The 17841-nt window shown below is 58.4% G+C and carries 23 protein-coding genes and 1 pseudogene; 7 read left to right on the forward strand and 17 right to left on the reverse strand.

The window, feature by feature from the left end; translation table 11 throughout:
* Positions 1-112: 112 nt before the first annotated feature.
* From AC1DCP_RS24240 to AC1DCP_RS24260, 5 genes are all read right to left on the reverse strand, one after another.
* A complete protein-coding gene (locus AC1DCP_RS24240; protein WP_080802563.1) occupies positions 113-520 on the reverse strand; it encodes a winged helix-turn-helix transcriptional regulator in 408 nt (135 codons plus the stop codon).
* 259 nt (positions 521-779) lie between these two features.
* Positions 780-1073: a type II toxin-antitoxin system RelE/ParE family toxin gene (locus AC1DCP_RS24245; protein WP_173998507.1), complete on the reverse strand. Its 294-nt coding sequence runs from the start codon at positions 1071-1073 to the stop codon at positions 780-782.
* Positions 1073-1327: a type II toxin-antitoxin system ParD family antitoxin gene (locus tag AC1DCP_RS24250; protein WP_421459931.1), complete on the reverse strand. Its 255-nt coding sequence runs from the start codon at positions 1325-1327 to the stop codon at positions 1073-1075. Before AC1DCP_RS24250 ends, AC1DCP_RS24245 begins: the two co-directional genes overlap by 1 nt.
* Positions 1328-1485: 158 nt before the next feature.
* Positions 1486-2739, reverse strand: a complete 1254-nt coding sequence (locus tag AC1DCP_RS24255) for a type II toxin-antitoxin system HipA family toxin (protein WP_476774742.1) — start codon at positions 2737-2739, stop codon at positions 1486-1488.
* The gene (locus tag AC1DCP_RS24260; protein WP_421459929.1) at positions 2732-3043 is read right to left on the reverse strand and encodes a helix-turn-helix domain-containing protein; all 312 of its coding nucleotides are present in this window, start codon (positions 3041-3043) and stop codon (positions 2732-2734) included. Before AC1DCP_RS24260 ends, AC1DCP_RS24255 begins: the two co-directional genes overlap by 8 nt.
* A gap of 247 nt (positions 3044-3290) precedes the next feature.
* On the opposite strand from AC1DCP_RS24260, the gene AC1DCP_RS24265 reads away from it, so the two are divergent.
* Positions 3291-3557, forward strand: a complete 267-nt coding sequence (locus tag AC1DCP_RS24265; protein ID WP_202961869.1) for an NAD(P)-binding domain-containing protein — start codon at positions 3291-3293, stop codon at positions 3555-3557.
* Positions 3520-3936, forward strand: a complete 417-nt coding sequence (locus AC1DCP_RS24270; protein ID WP_421459928.1) for an NADPH-dependent F420 reductase — start codon at positions 3520-3522, stop codon at positions 3934-3936. Before AC1DCP_RS24265 ends, AC1DCP_RS24270 begins: the two co-directional genes overlap by 38 nt.
* A 382-nt stretch (positions 3937-4318) precedes the next feature.
* Here the strand turns inward: AC1DCP_RS24270 and AC1DCP_RS24275 are convergent, their stop codons facing one another.
* The 3 genes from AC1DCP_RS24275 to AC1DCP_RS24285 form a co-directional block, all read right to left on the reverse strand.
* Positions 4319-5134, reverse strand: coding sequence for an oxidoreductase (locus AC1DCP_RS24275; protein ID WP_476774726.1), 816 nt, complete (start codon positions 5132-5134; stop codon positions 4319-4321).
* A 79-nt stretch (positions 5135-5213) separates the two neighbouring features.
* Positions 5214-5993: an SDR family NAD(P)-dependent oxidoreductase gene (locus AC1DCP_RS24280; RefSeq protein WP_476774727.1), complete on the reverse strand. Its 780-nt coding sequence runs from the start codon at positions 5991-5993 to the stop codon at positions 5214-5216.
* A gap of 69 nt (positions 5994-6062) precedes the next feature.
* Positions 6063-6359 carry a YciI family protein gene (locus AC1DCP_RS24285; RefSeq protein WP_025591176.1) on the reverse strand — a complete coding sequence of 99 codons (297 nt, stop codon included), beginning with the start codon at positions 6357-6359 and terminating at the stop codon, positions 6063-6065.
* 127 nt (positions 6360-6486) lie between these two features.
* Here AC1DCP_RS24285 and AC1DCP_RS24290 point away from each other — a divergent pair, with 127 nt between their 5' ends.
* On the forward strand, positions 6487-6918 hold the full coding sequence (locus tag AC1DCP_RS24290; protein WP_421459922.1) for a winged helix-turn-helix transcriptional regulator: 432 nt from the start codon (positions 6487-6489) through the stop codon (positions 6916-6918).
* A gap of 460 nt (positions 6919-7378) precedes the next feature.
* Here AC1DCP_RS24290 and AC1DCP_RS24295 read toward each other — a convergent pair whose 3' ends face one another.
* Positions 7379-8278, reverse strand: a complete 900-nt coding sequence (locus AC1DCP_RS24295) for a LysR family transcriptional regulator (protein WP_421459920.1) — start codon at positions 8276-8278, stop codon at positions 7379-7381.
* 190 nt (positions 8279-8468) lie between these two features.
* Here AC1DCP_RS24295 and AC1DCP_RS24300 point away from each other — a divergent pair, with 190 nt between their 5' ends.
* From AC1DCP_RS24300 to AC1DCP_RS24310, 3 genes are all read left to right on the forward strand, one after another.
* A complete protein-coding gene (locus tag AC1DCP_RS24300) occupies positions 8469-9752 on the forward strand; it encodes a serine hydrolase domain-containing protein (RefSeq protein WP_173998384.1) in 1284 nt (427 codons plus the stop codon).
* A 33-nt stretch (positions 9753-9785) separates the two neighbouring features.
* Positions 9786-10667 carry an NmrA family NAD(P)-binding protein gene (locus AC1DCP_RS24305; protein WP_173998382.1) on the forward strand — a complete coding sequence of 294 codons (882 nt, stop codon included), beginning with the start codon at positions 9786-9788 and terminating at the stop codon, positions 10665-10667.
* 74 nt (positions 10668-10741) lie between these two features.
* Positions 10742-11572, forward strand: coding sequence for an aldo/keto reductase (locus AC1DCP_RS24310; RefSeq protein ID WP_476774728.1), 831 nt, complete (start codon positions 10742-10744; stop codon positions 11570-11572).
* Positions 11573-11775: 203 nt separating this feature from the next.
* Here AC1DCP_RS24310 and AC1DCP_RS24315 read toward each other — a convergent pair whose 3' ends face one another.
* The 8 genes and pseudogenes from AC1DCP_RS24315 to AC1DCP_RS24350 all read right to left on the reverse strand — a co-directional run bounded on the left by AC1DCP_RS24315 (position 11776) and on the right by AC1DCP_RS24350 (position 16856).
* Positions 11776-12069 (reverse strand): type II toxin-antitoxin system RelE/ParE family toxin, encoded by a 294-nt coding sequence (locus tag AC1DCP_RS24315; protein ID WP_081308669.1) that lies wholly within the window; start codon positions 12067-12069, stop codon positions 11776-11778.
* Positions 12069-12272: pseudogene (locus AC1DCP_RS24320) on the reverse strand (ribbon-helix-helix domain-containing protein); the annotation flags it as partial. The pseudogene AC1DCP_RS24320 and the gene AC1DCP_RS24315, both read right to left, overlap by 1 nt.
* 46 nt (positions 12273-12318) lie before the next feature.
* Positions 12319-12708, reverse strand: a complete 390-nt coding sequence (locus tag AC1DCP_RS24325) for a RidA family protein (RefSeq protein ID WP_013637179.1) — start codon at positions 12706-12708, stop codon at positions 12319-12321.
* 241 nt (positions 12709-12949) lie between these two features.
* On the reverse strand, positions 12950-13708 hold the full coding sequence (locus tag AC1DCP_RS24330) for an alpha/beta fold hydrolase (protein WP_173998378.1): 759 nt from the start codon (positions 13706-13708) through the stop codon (positions 12950-12952).
* A gap of 107 nt (positions 13709-13815) precedes the next feature.
* Positions 13816-14550 (reverse strand): L,D-transpeptidase, encoded by a 735-nt coding sequence (locus tag AC1DCP_RS24335; protein WP_153793619.1) that lies wholly within the window; start codon positions 14548-14550, stop codon positions 13816-13818.
* Positions 14547-15077 carry a VOC family protein gene (locus AC1DCP_RS24340; protein ID WP_080850527.1) on the reverse strand — a complete coding sequence of 177 codons (531 nt, stop codon included), beginning with the start codon at positions 15075-15077 and terminating at the stop codon, positions 14547-14549. The genes AC1DCP_RS24335 and AC1DCP_RS24340 overlap by 4 nt, the downstream gene beginning before the upstream one ends.
* 65 nt (positions 15078-15142) lie before the next feature.
* Entirely contained in the window at positions 15143-15991 is an 849-nt protein-coding gene (locus AC1DCP_RS24345; RefSeq protein ID WP_080850529.1) for an alpha/beta fold hydrolase, read from the reverse strand.
* Between the two features lie 40 nt (positions 15992-16031).
* Positions 16032-16856, reverse strand: a complete 825-nt coding sequence (locus AC1DCP_RS24350; RefSeq protein ID WP_080850531.1) for an oxidoreductase — start codon at positions 16854-16856, stop codon at positions 16032-16034.
* Positions 16857-16964: 108 nt separating this feature from the next.
* Between AC1DCP_RS24350 and AC1DCP_RS24355 the strand changes: the two genes are divergently transcribed.
* A complete protein-coding gene (locus AC1DCP_RS24355; RefSeq protein ID WP_173998374.1) occupies positions 16965-17828 on the forward strand; it encodes a LysR substrate-binding domain-containing protein in 864 nt (287 codons plus the stop codon).
* Positions 17829-17841: the final 13 nt, after the last annotated feature.

Consider the following 17841-nt stretch of genomic DNA (forward strand, 5'->3'; position numbering starts at 1 on the left):
ACGCTCCAGTTGATCTGGGACGCCTAGGTATACGTTGTAGACTTGCTGTCAATCAGGCACCTTAAATCGCCTTGGTAGGCATGAGGATACCTGGTCGCCGTCTTGGTTGGGCTCAATCAGCGCGTTTTCCCAGCTGAATACCGCTGAAACCGTCATCTGATCGTCGGGCGTCGAAGGCTTCTCGCGCTGCATTGACCTCCGGCAGCTTGTCCAGTGTCCACCGGTGAAGCTCGCCGAACGGCTTTTGCAGTGTTTGGCCCAGCTTGGTGATCTCATACTCCACAGCCACCGGCGATACGGACACGATGCGACGAGTGATGAGGCCGTTGCGTTCCAGTTTGCGGAGACACTGTGTCAGAGCCTTCTGGCTCACGCCCTCCAGACGCTTACGGATGAGGTTGAACCGATGAGGTCCGTCCGACAGAACCGCCAGAACCATCATGGACCACTTGTCGGCGATCTGATCGAAGAGTGTCCTGCTGGCGCAGTCCGAGGAGAAGCAAATCGGATCTAATTCCATGACGATACGCACCTTCACAATCCATCCATGTCGATATCTTTATGCGCACAGGTAGCCCATGTATACTTGTATTTCCCGAGGCGCTTCCTCAACACAAACTTCAGCCGGGTGCAGCAGACTCAAAATGGCCGGATGTGGGGTGCGAAGCGATCATTGCGTGCGGACCGCGAGTGGCCATCATAACCGCGCTGCCAGCATCGTGCTCTTGATGAGATTCGCACTTACGACCAATATGTTATAAATTCGGCGAAGTGGTTGGTTAGAAAGGATCTCCCGCCCAATCTTCATGGCTGTGCCGTATGCGGATGATGAATACGCTCCCGTCTTCAATGATGCGGTACACGACAAGGTGAGCTTTGAAAGGATGGATCCTGACAGGAGGAGAAATCTCATGGCGTTCGCGTGCCATTCTTGGGTTGGTGGCGATGAGCTCGAGCAAGGCAAAAAGCTCATCGTGATATTGTCTGGCGACTAGTGCTCCGAAGATGCGGATGCCTTCTTCTGCAATGGAAATAATATCCTCTTCCGCTTGGACAGATAGGCTGAATGGCATTAAGCGCGTCCGCGGCTGCTGTCAGCTCGAGAAGTGGCTAAAGCAAACAACTCTTCCGTTGAACGGCTCCCAACTCCGCTTCTGATCCCGTCGTCGACAAATCGCTGCATCTCGGCAATCTTATCCGTACGCGCTTGGTCTCTGCGGATCAGGTCCCGGACATAATCGCTCGCATTCGAGTATCGACCAGTCTTGGCCTGTGCTTCAACCCATTCTTTCATGGGGTCTGGCAGGGATACATTCATCGTCGCCATTCGAGTCTCCTTAATGCCTCAACATACTCGCTGATGGCAAAGTTTGTCAAACTAATGATGAGGTCGCAATTACAGCTCTTGAACAGATTCGAACCAGCGACCCTATCGGTTTTGGTGGGCTATGAGACTGCTAACGAGTTACGCAAAAACACCAATTGCTAATTCGCGCACGTGCCGAGGATCGGCGACATCAGCTTGATGTGGGCATCAATCCGTTCCAACACTCTATCGGGTAGAACAACTCGTTCAGGCAGAGACCACCAAGACTGGTTGACGCGCTCGACGGTCTCCGTAATAGCCTTCAGCACAGCAGCTTCAGGCAGTCGCGCACGATGCGCGAAGACTTTCCATCGCTGGGCGTTCATTGCCTTGAACGGCCTTTCACCGGCCAGCGACAGTGCCATGGCGTCCGACGGAATGTAAGGGACTGTCGAGAGTACATCATAGACTGGGGCGAGTGCCGGCTTGTTGCCCTTCCCATAATAAATCAGCGACCAATTCTTGAGGTGCATGTCGCCATTGCCTGTCAGGACTGCCAAAGCCAGTCGTCGGACGAACTCGAGGGCTGAAGCTGAAGAAACGGCGACCCCAATAGCCACAGCGATATCATGATATGAGGCCCCCTCATATTTTCGAGACGGATAGACGCCGAATACCTGTGCGAAATCTTCGATATGGATGCGTTCACCACCGGCAACGCGATCGAAACGTTTGACGAGGAGGACTTTGCCGTCGGACAATGTCTCAAACTCCTCCGGGATACCCTCGAACTGCGATTGTTCCACGAGCTCGCGTTCCGGCACGTCCATACCAATCGCTTCGGCCAATGCGAGATTTGCAAATTCGTTTTCCGAGACACTGGGAAATGATGTCGATGGAAACTTGGCGATATATGAACCCTGCTCGTCGCCTAAGGGGATCGTCAGACCGCCGCCCTTGCCTGTGTTTTTGATGACGGAGAGTTTCATTTGCACGCCGGCGAGCGAAAACCGGGCCTTCGGTCTCGAGAGTGTCAAACACTCATTACAAACAACGCTGCCTTCGCTCGGCACAATTCGGACAGCCCCCGGCAGATCCGATCCGAGTGTTGCAAGCAGGTCGAAATCATTTCCTGCTCGCACGCTGCCTGAATGGTGCTTCTCCATCGCCTCGCGCAGTTTATCCTCTGGAAGAAGGTTCGCAAAGAACGATGGCAAAGCCCTTGCGACAGGCTTCGGGTCCTTCCGCAAACCCCCATGTGCCGCGCGAAATGACAAACTGAGCACTGGGAAACCACCCGTCTGTCGATAGCTCTCCTCAAAGCTGAACGCGTTGAAGTCTCCCGGCGTCCTCACGATCATGCCGACCTTCAGGTCATTCAGCAGCACGTCCAGTGAGGTTATAGATCTTGGATCAAGAGGCGCATCAGACATTGCCATCACCATCAGGACTGGCGACGAAAGCAGGAAGGTCATCTTCGGCGCCACCTGGCTGCAGTAAAGCTTCAACCGCCGGGACCATCGCTTGAGGGATGAGCATCAGTTCCAGACCAAGCGCACGACCAATGTTGATCAGAGTGGTCGTACGGGCAGCGCTGGCTCCAGCCTCAATCTCGCGGAACCGCGGTCGCGATATACCCGCCATATCCGCAACCTGCTCCTGGGTGAGGCCCAAAGTCTTGCGCGACGTCTTAAGCAGCCGCCCTATGTCCTGAAGAGCCTCCGAATCCGACTTCATATGATACCTTAACGATTCATCTTTCCTATTATGATATGTTTACGTATCTCACAGCATCTGGTCATGTCAAACTAAATGCCGCTAATAGGGATCATATGAGACTAAAAGATCTTCTTACAGATCAATTTTGTTTCCTCTACTGAGACAATCTGGGCAACGAAACTGGAAGCACCCCCACAATACACCCTTCTTTAAAAGTCCGCTCCTATCCGCCTGGCAACCTGCCTGCCGAGCAGGAAGACAAGGCATGAGGATTGGCTTCACCGGGGCCGAGCACATCGGTAAGGCATTGGCCCGGCTTGCAGTCGCGAACGGACATACCGCGACGCTCAGCAATTCGCGCGGACCAGAACCCCTGCGCGAGGCAGCGGCCGAAATTGGTTGTCAGGCCGCTGTTGTAACCGACGTGCCCTCGTCCAGCGATGTGATGGTTCTCACAGTGCCGTTCGCAGCTTGCACCGCAGTTCCTAGATGGCATGATCGTCATCGATACGAACAACTACTACCCGGATAGGGACGGCAGTATCGATGCCCTCGACCGGCGCGAGACGAAAACGTCGCAACTGATCGCAAACCATTTCCAAGCGGCGACGATCATCAAGGCGTTCAACGCCATTCTGGAGAACGACCTCCTCGATCCTGTTGCACTTCCAAACAGAGCTAAGTGTGCCTTGCCGATTGGGGGTGACGATGCCGCCAACAAGGTGATTGTGACCACCCTACAAGCGGAGTTCGGGTTCGATACTGTAGACGTCGGGCCCCTCGCTGATAGCTGGCGTTTTGAGCGGGCCAAGCCCGCTTACTGCATCCCGCTCGATAAGGACGGTGTCATTGCGGCACTCGCTGCGGCGGAACGGGATAAGGAACTCCCAGAGGGGTCGTGGAGGCGATAGCCCAACAAGCGGCGGCTCAACGAAGAGGCCGCCACTTGAATTCGCGACCTTCGGAGTGAAAATGTTAGGTGCACTCTTTGTCCGCTATGGGCGAAATTGGACTTTGCTCGAACTCGTTTCGCTTTGAGTAAGCGCGAAAGCGCGCTTGACCTCAACCCGCCGATTAGAGAATCGCGGAAGGCGGGACCGACTACCCCCGGCGAAAACGCTCCATCAACTTCTGCTTATGCGGCTTCGCGCATAGCAACCCGGCCCAGTTCCGCCGATAGCCATGGATCAACCGACAGATCTCACTGCCCACAACGCCCTCGGATATCCACTATCGTCGCTGAGTTGAAGACGTTTCCATCGTCAGGAGGCGTCTTACCGAGTGCCACCGTCGTCAGGCAGGCAGCTTCATCTGCTCGCGCAGGCTCTTGTCGAACGCGCTTGCGGGTACGAAGCGTCGCAGGAAATGCAGTTGCCGCGCCGCCTTGGTGGCGGGGTAGCGCAACTTCGGAGACTTTACTGTCGCCGCCTTCACGACGGCTTCCGCGACAAGCTCCGGCGCATCGCCTGCCTTGATGGCACTGTTCCACACGGCTTCCGTTGTCTTGCGGCCCGCATCGTAGACGCTCGTCATGCGGTCGGGCTGTTTCGCGTTGTGGTCAAGCGCCGTGTTCGTAAAGGCAGGCTCCACCAGGAGGACCCTGATACCGAGCGATCTGACTTCGTGATCGAGAGACTCCGAGTAACCCTCGACGGCATGTTTCGTGGCGGTGTAAAGCGCGCTGAACGGACTGGGAATGAAGCCAACCACCGAACTGATGTTTATGATGCGCCCGCTACGCTGCCTGCGCATGATCGGTAGGACCTCGTTAGTCGTCCGGACGATCCCGAAGACGTTGAGATCGAAGATAGCCTGCGCCTGTTCAACGGATGATTCCTCGGCGCCACCGATGAGGGCCCCGCCCGCGTTGTTAACGAAGATGTCGATACGGCCCGTGCGGCTGACGACTTCGGCGACCATTGCAGCCACCGAAGCGCTGTCGGTCACGTCGCATTCAAGCATCGTGATCCCCGCGACCGTCCCCGTCCTCGCCTTCCGACTGGTTCCAAAGACCTGGTAGCCGGCCGACACCAGAGCCTTGGCCGTGGCAAGACCGATCCCGGATGCCGCGCCAGTGACGACGGCGACGCTACGATTGTTCGTGTTCATTTCAATTCCTTTCGTTCGCCCGATACAGGGCGGTGTTGATGGCGCGGGAGTTGCAAGTGGTCCCCGCGAGGTCGAAGTGTCATGAGTTGGAGCGGTATCGCGCGGCGGGTTCGGAGTTGCTAAAGCCTGCGGCCAAGACGCCACGCGCCTGCTCGAAGGCATCCCATGCGGCGACGTCGGGCACGGGCGGGATCGTCACCAGCTCCTTCCGGTCAAACCCGATAAGCGCCGCGTCGACGAGGTCTTCCACTTCCATCAGGTTCTGGACACGGTTGATGTCACCTCCCGCCCGCTCGAAGATTTCCGTACGTGTCGCGGCGGGCAGGACAGCCTGGACGTATACGCCCTTGGAAGAGACTTCTGCGGCTAGGCTCTGCGACATGGTCAGCACATAGGACTTGGTGGCGGCATAGATGCCGTGGGAATATTCGGGTAAAAGCGCCAGCACCGAGGCGATGTTGACGATCGACCCGCTGCCCCGCTCCACCATGCCCGCGATTACCGCGGAAGCCAGTAGCGTCGGAGCGACGACGTTGAGACGAAGCAGTGTTTCCATCGCCGCAGGATCGGCCGACGTGAATCCGCCGAGCAATCCTGCCCCGGCGTTGTTGACGAGAATGTCGATAGACGGCTCTGCCTTCAGGCGTTCGGCGACCGTGCCGAGTTGCGTCGGGTCTGTAAGGTCGGCCGTGATGTTCTCGACGGCGATGCCATATGCCTGGCGAAGTTCGGCGGCCAGCGTTTCGAGGCGATCGGTCGCCCGGGCGACGAGAACGAGGTCGTGTCCCCGGGCGGCTAGCCGTCGTGCGTAGACGGCGCCGATACCGCTGGACGCTCCGGTAATGAGTGCGATGGCCATAGAGGTTCCTTCCGTCGGTCGCGTGACGGCCGATAATTGGTGGCATGAGGAGACATGGGGTTTGCGGACTCAGCCGCGATGCTTGATGTGAAGCATGGGATAATGCTCGTAGTGGCCAGCGCCGTTTTGCACGATCGGGTCAAGCGATGTCAGCGCCTCGATATTTTCGTCGTCTTCAATCTGATAAAGCGAGACGCCGTAACCGCCAGCGGGGTCCACGACAGGCCCGTGCGCCACGATTTTACCTTCCCCGAGAAGCCTGTCGAGATAAGTGCCGTGCCGGCCCATCCAAGTCTTTTCGTCGGTCGTCATCGTGGCGAGGAAATCCGGGCGCGGGGGTATGTATTTGCAGAGATAGAACTTCATCGTCGTCTTCCTGATGGGGATTGGGCACCGGCTGTTTTCGACGGCCAACAGAAATTTACGCTGGAATGTCGATGGATAAATGGTTACTATCATTTTAAGAGTAAGTCACTACCAAAATGAGATCCACATGAAAAATCTTTCGGACCAGCCATGCCTCATTGCCCGGAGCCTTGCTCTCGTAGGCGATGCATGGAGCATGCTGATCATGCGCGACGCCCACGCCGGGTCCACGCGGTTCGACGAGTTTCGCAAAAACCTCGGAATTGCGCCGACACCGCTGGCGACACGTCTGGCGGCCATGACGGAAGAAGGACTTCTCGAAAAGCGCCGCTACTCGGAACGCCCACCTCGCGACGAGTATGTCCTCACCGATGCAGGGCGGGACTTTCTCCCGGTTCTTTTCGCGCTCGCGGCCTGGGGCGGAAAGCATCGCGGCGGTGGCGAGTTCACCCGCTTCTTCGATGAAGGCTTGGGCACCGAAATCGAGCCGGTTATGATCGATAGAACCACGGGCGAACCCGTCGGGACGCGTCCCATCAAGATCGTGATGCCTGGCTGACATCGATCTATGGCGATCTTTTCACTTGGTGCTTCCGCATGTCACCGCTTGCGTGAGCGCGCGGCGGCCCTCACAAGCACGTCGGTCGAGAGCAGTATCGTGGACACGAGGACTGCGAGCGACAGAAGCCCTGCCATTCTCTCCGAATAGCGCACCGTCTCGGTGTCGACCGATTTCGCTGTTGAGTAATAAAGATGGTCGTCCGGTAAACTGTCGTGCGACAGGATGTGAACCCGTGCACCCGCCGGAAGCGGAAATTATTTCCGCGTAATGGCCATTTCCGGTTCCGATGCCTTGAACGGAATCGAACCGTAAGCACTGTTCGTTGGGAACAGCATTGCGGCACGATCCCAACTGGTGCGCGGATTTGACCCGTCATCGGGGACTGATCTACTCCCCTCCGGCTCTTACGGCCGGTATGCAACACCAATCGTGCGAAGCGGCAAGAATGCACCCCGCGCTATGTCACCGCGATTCGTTGAACAAAATCCAGAAAAGCCCGCACCTTGGCCGGCGGCATGTGGCGTGACGGATGATAGGCGTAAAGTGGAAACCGCTCGCCCGACCATTCCGTCAGGATCGTCGTGAGCGCCCCGCTCTCAAGCCACTCGTCGAGGCCGATGGCAAAACTCTGGAATATGCCTTGCCCCGCGAGACAGGCCGCGACCGCAGCGGAGGGATCGTCCATGACCAACCGCCCGGCCACCTTGATCTCGATGGCGCCGTTATCCCCCTGGAATTCCCAGGTGAACGGTCGCCCGGTCTGCGGGTCGCGAAAGAGAATACAATCGTGGCGCATCAGGTCGTGGGGCGTGACTGGAACTCCGTGACGGTCGAGATAGCCTGGTGCGGCACAGGTCAGCACCGGTACGTCCAGCAGTTTGCGCGCGATCAGCGAGGATTCGTCCGGCGGACCAAAACGCACGGCGACATCAGCGCCGCTCATCATCTCTTCGCGGTAGTTGCTGGTGGTCAGATCGAGCGTCAGGGCGGGATAGAGCGCTAGAAACTCACCGATCCTCGGCGCCAGCACCATGCGCGCGAACCAGGGATCGATCGAAACCCTGATCCGCCCACCGACGAACGCCGCCGAACCGGCGGCTTCGGAGGCCGCCTCCTCCAGCCCGGCCAGCAACGGCATTATCCTGGCATGGAAGCGGACGCCCTCTTCCGTCAGCGTAACCTTACGCGGGCTGCGGTCGAACAACCTGACGCCGACGCGTTGCTCGAGTCGCGCTATCGCACGACTTACCCCCGATGGCGTGAGGCCGAGAACATCCGCGGCCCGCACGAAATTGCCCGCCTCCATCACCGCCCCGAAAACGCCGACCCCGGTCAGCAGCCGCGTGTCGAAACTCATGCACCTCTCCGCCGCAAGGTCGGTCTTCGCCGACCGTCTTGTCATGATGATTTGAAGTCATCTTATCCTTGATTTTAATGCGCGTGAATCATCTTTCTTCATCCCGTAAATAGTTACTTAGCGCCCGCGCGGCGCCAGCGGCATGCCGGAACCGTGGAAATCTCCGGCCTTGCAGAGAAGGACTTCATCCATGAATGCGATCTCACGCAGAAGCCTGTTGGCGCGCGGCGGCCTCTTGCTGGCAGCCGGTACAGTCGCTGCAAATACGCCGGCTCATGCGCTGACAGCCAAACCGCAAGCGCGGTCCGGAAATTTCAAACCGATCGACATGGCGATGGAGCAGGCCGTTCGGGACGGAACCGTGGCAGGGATCGTTGCCACAGCCGCGGGACCGGACGGCATGATCTACGAAGGGACCTTCGGAAAGGCCAATACAGTGACCGGAGCGACAATGCGCGCCGATACGGTGTTCTGGCTGTTATCGATGACGAAGGCCTTCACCGCCACGGCCTGCATGCAACTCATCGAGCAGGGTAAGATTGATCCCGAGGACGATGCGGCGAAACATTTGCCGGAACTCGCCAATCCGATGGTGTTGGAGGGTTTCGACGGCGATGGCCAGCCGCGCCTGCGCCCGGCCAAGCGGGCCATCAAGGTGCGGCACCTGCTCACCCACACCTCCGGCTATACCTATTCGATCTGGAGCGATGCGCTGACCCGCTATCAGCAGGTTACAGGAATGCCGGACATAGCGACCTGCAAAAACGGTGGGTTCCTGGCACCGCTCGAGTTCGATCCCGGCGATCGCTGGCAATACGGCATCAGCATGGACTGGATCGGAAAGCTGGTGGAGGCGGTCAGCGACCAGTCGCTGGAGGTCTATTTCCGCGAAAACATCTTCGTTCCGCTCGGCATGACCGATTCAGGCTTCCTGATCGGCAGCAAGCAGAAGGCCAGGGTCGCCACCTTCCACAAGAGGAACGCGGACGGCGGACTGACGCCCGCGCCCTTTGAGATGCCACAACGGCCGGAATTCTTCCTGGGCGGCGGCGGCGCCTTCAGCACGCCACGCGACTACATGGCCTTCCTGCGGATGCTGTTGAACGGCGGCTCCCATAAGGGCGTGCGCGTGCTGAAGCCGGAAACGGTCGCGTCGATGATGCGAAACCAAATCGGCGACCTCGACGTGCGCGCCATGACGACGGCCCAACCCGCCTATTCGCAGAGCTTCGACCAGTTTCCCGGTGAACCCCACAAATGGGGATACTCGTTCGACATCAATACGCTGCCCGGTCCGAACGGTCGGTCGGTCGGCAGCATTTCCTGGGCTGGCCTGCTCAACTGCTATTTCTGGCTCGACCCGGCCCGGCAGGTGACCGGCGCCATCTTCACCCAGCTTCTCCCATTCTACGACGAAAAGGTCGTGCAGCTCTACGGCACATTCGAGCGCAGTCTCTACGACGGCCTCGCCTGATCCATTCCCAACCTGAACACCAGGAGACATATCATGTATGCGATTACAGGAATTACCGGCAAGGTCGGCGGCGCGCTTGCGAACGCCCTGATCGAAGCCGGAGAACCGGTCCGCGCGGTGCTGCGCGATCCCGCCAAGGCGGAAATCTGGTGCAAGCGCGGTTGCGAAATCGCCTTTGCCGACATGGGCGACGCAACAAAGCTCGCCAACGCGTTCAAGGGCGCCAAGGGCGTCTTCATCCTACCGCCGTCGGAGTTCGATCCGGCGCCCGGCTATCCGGAAGCGGCAAAGCAGAATGAGGCGCTGACGACCGCTCTCCTTGCTGCCCGCCCGGAAAGGGTCGTCTGCCTCTCGACCATCGGCGCCGACGCGGAAGTCGACAATTTGTTGAGCCAGAGGACGATGCTGGAAAAAGCCCTCGGCGACCTCGATCTTCACGTCACCTTCCTGCGGCCTGGCTGGTTCATGGAAAATGCGGTCTGGGACGTGGTCGCGGCGCGCGACGAAGGCGTGCTCCACAGCTTCCTCCAGCCTGCCGACAAGACCTTCGCCATGGTGTCGACGCAGGATATCGGCGAGCTTGCTGCAGATCTTATTCGCGAGCAATGGATCGGCAAGCGGGTGGTGGAACTGGAAGGCCCGGCACGGGTCTCCCCCAACGATCTCGCCAATGCCTTCGCGATAGTGCTCGGGCATCCGGTACGGGTGGAGATCGTCCCGCGGGAACGCTGGGACGGCCTATTCCGTGCCCAGGGTACGCGTCACCCGCAGCCGCGCATGCGTATGCTCGACGGTTTCAACGAAGGCTGGATCGACTTCAAAGCCGACGGCGGAAACCGTGTCAGGGGCAAGACGTCGCTTGCGCAGGTGATCGAAGCGCTGGTCCGGCAAGCAGCGGCGAGCGAGACCGCGTGAACGCGCCGGGAGAACGGGCGGGGGACGGCTTCTGCCTCTGCCGTCGCGTCCCTCGCAACTCGAAAGGTTTGATCATGGAAACGATTGAGACTCACGGTGTCGCTATACCCCGGTTAGGACTGGGGACTTTCAGGATGCCGGGCGATGCCGCCCGACCGGTGATCGAAAGTGCGCTTGAACTCGGCTTTCGCCACGTCGATACCGCCGCCATGTATGACAATGAAGCCTCCGTCGGCGCGGCGCTCACGGCCTCCGGCATAAACCGCGCTGACCTCTTCGTCACCACCAAGGTCTGGCACGACAAGCTCTCCCCCGATGCCCTGCGACGGTCCTTCGATACGAGCCTCGGCAAGCTTCGCCTCGACCATATCGATCTCTTCCTCGTGCATTGGCCATCAGCGAAGATGAACATAAGCGCCACGCTCGACGCCATCACCAAACTGAAGGAGGAAGGGTTGGCGCGCGCCATCGGCGTTTGCAACTTCAACCTGCCCATGATCCGGCATGCGATCGAGGAAATCGGCGCCCCCATCGCCGTTCATCAAGTGGAATATCATCCGTTCCTGTCGCAGACGCCGATGCTGGACTACCTTCGCCGCAGGGGTATTCCGATGACCGCCTATGCGCCGCTTGCGCAAGGCCGGGCGGCAAAGGATCCCGTTCTCGCTAGGATCGGTGAGAAGCACAGCGCCACCGCAGCCCAGATCGCCATAGCCTGGCTTCTGGATCAGGAAAACGTCATCGCTATCCCCAAAGCCGCTCGCCCCTCCAGCCAGCGAGCCAATCTCGATGCGCTCAATATTCACCTCGACGAGGAGGACCGCGCGGCTATCGCGGCTCTGCCGAAGGAGGTGCGCTACGTTGATCCACCTTTTGCTCCACACTGGGAGGCTGCAACGCTCTGAAATGGGGGGTCCTTAATCTCGGGCTACGCAGGATACCTCTCGATCTAGCCGAGCAACGTGCGCTGGTTGGAGCCAAGACTATTGGCAGGAACAACCGAAATGGGGCGCGCATAGCTGCCTAAGCCTTCGCAGATTGTAATGCTGTCGCCTTGATGAGATTCGCACTTACGACCAATATGTTATAAATTCGGCGAAGTGGTTGGTTAGAAAGAATCTCCCGCCCAATCTTCATGGCTGTGCCGTATGCGGATGACGAATACGCTCCCGTCTTCAGTGATGCGGTACACGACAGGGTGAGCCTTGAAAGGATGGATCCTGACAGGAGGATAAATCTCATGGCGTTCGCGTGCCATTCTTGGGTTGGTGGCGATGAGTTCGAGCAAGGCAAAAAGCTCATCGTGATATTGTCTGGCGACTAGTGCTCCGAAGATGCGGATGCCTTCTTCCGCAATGGAAATAATATCCTCTTCCGCTTGGACAGATAGGCTAAATGGCATTAAGCGCGTCCGCGGCTGATGTCAGCTCGAGAAGTGGCTAAAGCAAACAACTCTTCCGTTGAACGGCTCCCAACTCCGCTTCTGATTCCGTCGTCGACAAATCGCTGCATCTCGGCAATCTTATCCGTACGCGCTTGGTCTCTGCGGATCAGGTCCCGGACATAATCGCTCGCATTCGAGTACCGACCTGTCTTTGCTTGTGCTTATATGCTCAGCGTGGAGGGGTTCGTTCGCGACAAATAGGTTCCATCATCGCTTTACGGCAACACATTTCACCTCAGCGAGGAGCCCCTGGTGCGCGAGCTCAGAGACACCTATCCGGGTCCACGCATAGGTTCCCTTCGGAAACACCTCGTTTTTGACAGTCCGGAACACGTCCATGTGCTTGGACATTTCGACGTGATAGCTTGTCATTTCCACGATGTCATCGAACGTGCATTGAGCGGCTTCGAGGACAATTCGTAAATTGTCCCACATAGCTCTGAATTGCTCTGAAGGATCGCGAATAATATTGAGATCCTTGGTCCGCCCAACTTGGCCGACGACGTAGATTGTGTCTCCGACTTTAACCGCGGGAGCATAGCCGGCTCGGCTGACGATCTCCTGCATCTCGTCGGGTATAATGATCTCTCGATCCATAGTGGTCCTCGCAATCTTTGCTGGTTGCTAGCGGCACTGATACAAGCGTCGCGAAGTTTTAAGCACCGTTGGATGAAAAAGTACAAACGCCAGCGATGTCGGACAGTCCTTGACTTCGCCCGCCGGCACGGCTCTTTCCCGGGCGCCGGTACGTGTCTCAAAAATGCTGCATCACGTCCCGGACGTGACGCAGCTAGCAAGTTGATCGAGACACGCGCCTTTTGCATAATGCATGCCGCCGCTATTTGGCAGCTTTGGCTGCTTCCTCGATAACCTTTGCGACTGCAGCCGCCTGAGAGATGTAAATAGCGTGGCTGCCCTCTACCTCTGTCACCGTTGAACCGGCACGCTTGTACATCCAGCGCTCCAGGTCGGGGTTTATCGTCATATCGTCCTTCGCTACAATTGCGTAGCTGGGCTTCTCGTGCCAAGCTGCGGCCGAAACCGGTGTATCGGTGGCGACGACGGCGACAGGCATTTGCGACCGGGCCATGAACTCGGCTTGATCCTTGGGCAGATCTGCCCCGAAATCCGCAGCGAACTTTGACCGGTCTATAAGAAGGAACCCATCCTTCGACGGCTTAATATCCTTGGTGGGTGACGGCATAGACTGGAGCAATTGTGCTGTGCTTTCACCTTTTTCAGGTTGGAGCGCTGCGACATAAACAAGTGCCTTGACATTAGGATCATCACCTGCTGCCGTGATGATCGTGCCTCCGTAGCTGTGACCGACGAGAACGACATCTCCGTCCTGCTGATCGACCACGCGCATCGTGGCTGCAATGTCCTGGTCGAGGCTTGTCAGTGGCTGCTGGACAATGCTGACATTGTAGCCGTCGCGGGTCAGGATGTCATAAACGCCGCGCCAGCCCGAACCATCCACGAGCGCGCCATGGACAAGGACGATGTTGCGCGCGTCCGCTAAGGCTGGGGCTGTTACGGCTACGGAAGACAAAAGCGCGGCAACGAGGCAAACGGCCACTTTACTGAAGTTCGACATGGTCGGTAGTTCCTTGAGTTTTGTGCGTGGATTAACTGAGGCTTTGAAATCGCCTGAAGGACATGTCTCTCCTCTATCCAGGGAGAGACGGTGGTGATAGCTTGCGCTTACTGCTTGACGACAATTGGCGCCTTGATCGGCACACGCTCATAGAGGTCGATAATGTCCTGGTTGAGCAGGCGCACACAGCCTGACGAAACGGCCTTGCCAATCGAGCGCCATTGCGGATTGCCGTGCAGACGATAGAGCGTGTCCCGGCCGCCGGCGAAGATGTAGAGCGCTCGCGCACCGAGCGGATTTTTCAGGCCCGGCTCCATGCCACCATTCTCGATCGAATACTTCGCCAGTTCCGGCTGACGCGCGACCATCTCGTTCGGCGGCTTCCAGCGGGGCCATTTCTGACGCCACTTAATGACGCCGTTGCCCTGCCAGGCAAAGCCCTCGCGGCCGATGCCAACACCATAGCGCATCGCGGTCCCACCCGGCTGGACGAGATAGAGGAAGCGGGAGGGGGTGTCGACGACGATGGTGCCGGGCGCCTCGCCAGTTGGGTCGAGGACCTGCTGGCGATAGTAGCGCGAATCAATCTGTTTGTAGGGAACCGCCGGGATCAGAAAGCCGCCATCCTCGATAGGACCGTACATGACAGCCAATTCGGCATCTGTCGGTACAGCTGCGATGTGGACAGGGCCGATCGGATCCGGGAGCGGCGTCGACTGTCGCCCCACCATCCAACCGGTGCCAGCGGTGGAGGCGCACCCCGCCAGAGCGGAGGCCGCAGCCATCGCCGAAAGCGACAGGAGGCTGCGGCGGGATAACGTGGTATCGAAGCTCACGCTCATTTCTCGTCCTGCCACCTGCGCAGATCCGTTTGGTCATGATAGGCCATGCGATCGGGCGTTGTGATAAACTCAATCATCGTGCCCCACGGCGTGCGGCAATAGCAGACCTTGTTTCCGTCCCCTTTTTCGGTTGCGTACGGAATAGCGCGTGGCGCCGTAAGGGGGGTTCCGCCGGCCTTCTCAAAGCGCTCTACCGATGCGTCGATGTCGTCGGTATAGACACCAAAATGGGTAATGCCGAAGTCGCTCGGTGTAACCGGTTGCGCTTGCTTGGGACCGTGCATTTCGAAGAGCTCGATGTCAGGCCCGGTACCGATCTTGACCATCGCCTGCGCACGCACGACCGTTCCGGGGTAAGCACCAGTGGCCCGCTCGAACTCGGGTCCCTGCCTGGCCGGATCCTGCGGCCCGAACGATTGGTAGATCACCTGGCCGCCAAAAGCTTCCACCAGGAACGATTTTGCTGCCTCGATATCGGGCACTGTGATGCCGATGTGATTGACGCCGCGAATTTGAGGTGCAGTCATGACAGTTTTCCTTTCTCGTTGAATCGATGAACGCGATCGGGCTCAATGTGCCCGGATCGCAGAGTTCACTTGGCCTTGAGGAAATCGATGAGAGCAGCGGCCACTTCACCCGGGCGCTCGTCCGCCACATAGTGACTACAGCGGGCAATCGAGCCGCCCGTAACATCTGTGGCGAACTCATTGAGCATCGGGACCATATGAGCACCGAAACGCTGCTCCCCGCCGAGACCTAAAACCGGAATCCGGAGCGGTCGCTTCTTGTATTCCAGCGCGGCCACATGGTCGGCGGTCAGTGTGCGGTACCATTCCATGCCACCGCGCGTGCGGCCAGGGAGGGCCATGGCTTTCGCATAGATGTCGATGTCTTCAGGATTAAAGGTGCTGTGATCGTAAAACCGCTCCGCCATGAAGGCCGAAACATAGTCATATTCGCGGCCATAAATCAGGCGTTCCGGCAGATTCCGATTGGCATGGAACGCGAAGTGCCAGATCTTTGCCGTCGTCGCCTCCCACTGGCTCCAGCCAGGAAGCGGAACATCGAGGACAGCAAGGTGAGTAACCGAATCTCGATAGATAGCGGCCAGCGGCAATGCGACCATTCCGCCAATGTCATGGCCACACACGGCATAGCGATTATGCCCAAGGGCGAGCATTACTTCGTGCGCGTCGCGCGCCATCGTCGCCTTGTCATAGCCGTCAAGCGGGCAGTCGGAAAAACCCGCACCGCGCAGATCAATCGCCACCACGCTAAAATGTTCGACCAGCAGCGGCATGACGTGGTGCCATTCCCACCAGGTTTCCGGCCAACCGTGAAGCAGAAGGATCGGCGGGCCGGAGCCTCCCGTTACGGCATTGATCTTGATGCCATTGACCCGCACCAGCTGCTGGGCAAACCCTTCCAATGTTGGGATCATAACTCTTTCCCGTCGATGTTGATGTTAAAGAACGATCAGCTCAGGGCTGATCGAAATCGGTCGCGATCGAGATGTCGCGCCAGGTTTCGACATCACGGCGAAACGAAGCCAACTTCCGCTCAGCGATCGAATGCGCTACCGGGCCGAGCGGCAGATGAAGCGGAGCCTCATCCGCATCGACCGCCTTCAGGATCGCTGCAACCGCCTTGTCGGGATCGCCTGCCTGGTTGCCGTTATTGGTTTCGCGATAATGCCTGCGCGAACTTGCGGCGTATTCCGGCATCTCTTTGGCCGCCATCGTGATCGAACGTCCAAGGAAGTCGGTCCGAAATGGCCCAGGCTCGACGATCAGCACTCGGATGCCGAACGGCTTCAGCTCGCCGGAGAGTGCTTCGGAAACCCCTTCAACCGCAAACTTGGCTGCATTGTAATATGCTGCGCCGCCACTGCCCGCGATCCCTGCGCCAGAAGACATGTTGACGATCACTCCGCCCGAACGTCGCAGTGCAGGCAAGGCTGCCCTGGTGGTTTCGATAAGACCGAAAACGTTCACCTCGAACATCGGTCGATATTCTTCGGGCGTGCCCTCCTCGAGCGCCCCAAACAGTCCGTAGCCGGCATTGTTCACCAGCACGTCAAAACCCCCAAATGTCTCGACGGCCTTTGCGACCGCGGTATTTGCCGCCGCCGCATCTGTCACGTCGAGCGGCAAGGTGATCATACGGCCGTCGAATGGCCGAGCCATGTCTTCGATCGAGTTGACGTTTCGGGCAGTAGCGACAACCTGATCGCCCCGCTGTGCTGCAGCGACCGCGAGCCGTTGTCCAAAGCCGCTCGAGCAGCCTGTGATGAACCAAGTTCTCATGACGTTTCTCCGCTTGTTTTCGAAATTTGACTTGAATCTAGATGTTTAGATTTGTACTTGAAGTGACAGTTTTGTATTTTCAATGTTCATTTTTGTTAGGGCTTGGCCGTGGAATGGAGTGACGTGAAAATCTTCCTTGCGGTTGCGCGATCCGGAACGCTCGGCGGCGCTGCACGTGCTCTTCACACAAGCCATCCCACCGTCGGCAGACGGCTGCGTGCCCTTGAGGAGGCGATCGGCCACACGCTCTTCCAGCGGACCGCGGACGGTCTCGTGCTGACCGAGGAGGGCCATGGGATCATCGCCCTGGCCGAGCAGATGGAAGAAGGCGCGCTTGCCATGGAGCGCCGGCTCGCCGGGCAGGAGCAAAATCTCAAAGGCAATCTGCGCATCTCATCAGCAGACTGGTTCGGGGCTTATGTCCTGCCTCCCATTTTGGCAGAATTCTCGAAAGCCTACCCCAATGTAGACGTCGAAATCCTGACCGGCACTCGCCTGTTCAACCTCGCCCAAAGGGAGGCCGACGTCGCCTTTCGCATCGTTCCGTTCGACACTGCAGATGTCATTCAACGGCGGCTCTTCAGGCTCGAATACGACGTCTACATCGCCGAGGAGTCGCCTGACCCTAAATATGGCGACGGGACAGGTTTCCGGCTGATCACCCACGATACTTCGACAGGGCAATTCCCCGACATAGCCTGGCTCGCCGAGAGTTTCCCGAACGCGAGACCCGTGCTGCGATCAAACAACCGAAACGTCCAGGCACGAATGTGCAAGCAGGGCGTTGGGATCGCCGTCCTGCCCCGCGTCGTGGGCAATCAGATCCCGGGTATCCGCAGACTGGAACTACCTAAGCCCCCGCCGGCGCGAGACATCTGGATGGGATATCACCGGGACCTGCGACGTCTTCAGCGTCTTCGGGCGTTTATCGCGACCGTCTCGGACCACCTCACAAAAACCGCTGCATGGTAAGCCGCCCAAAGAA

Source organism: Agrobacterium sp. 10T429 (assembly GCF_056393925.1).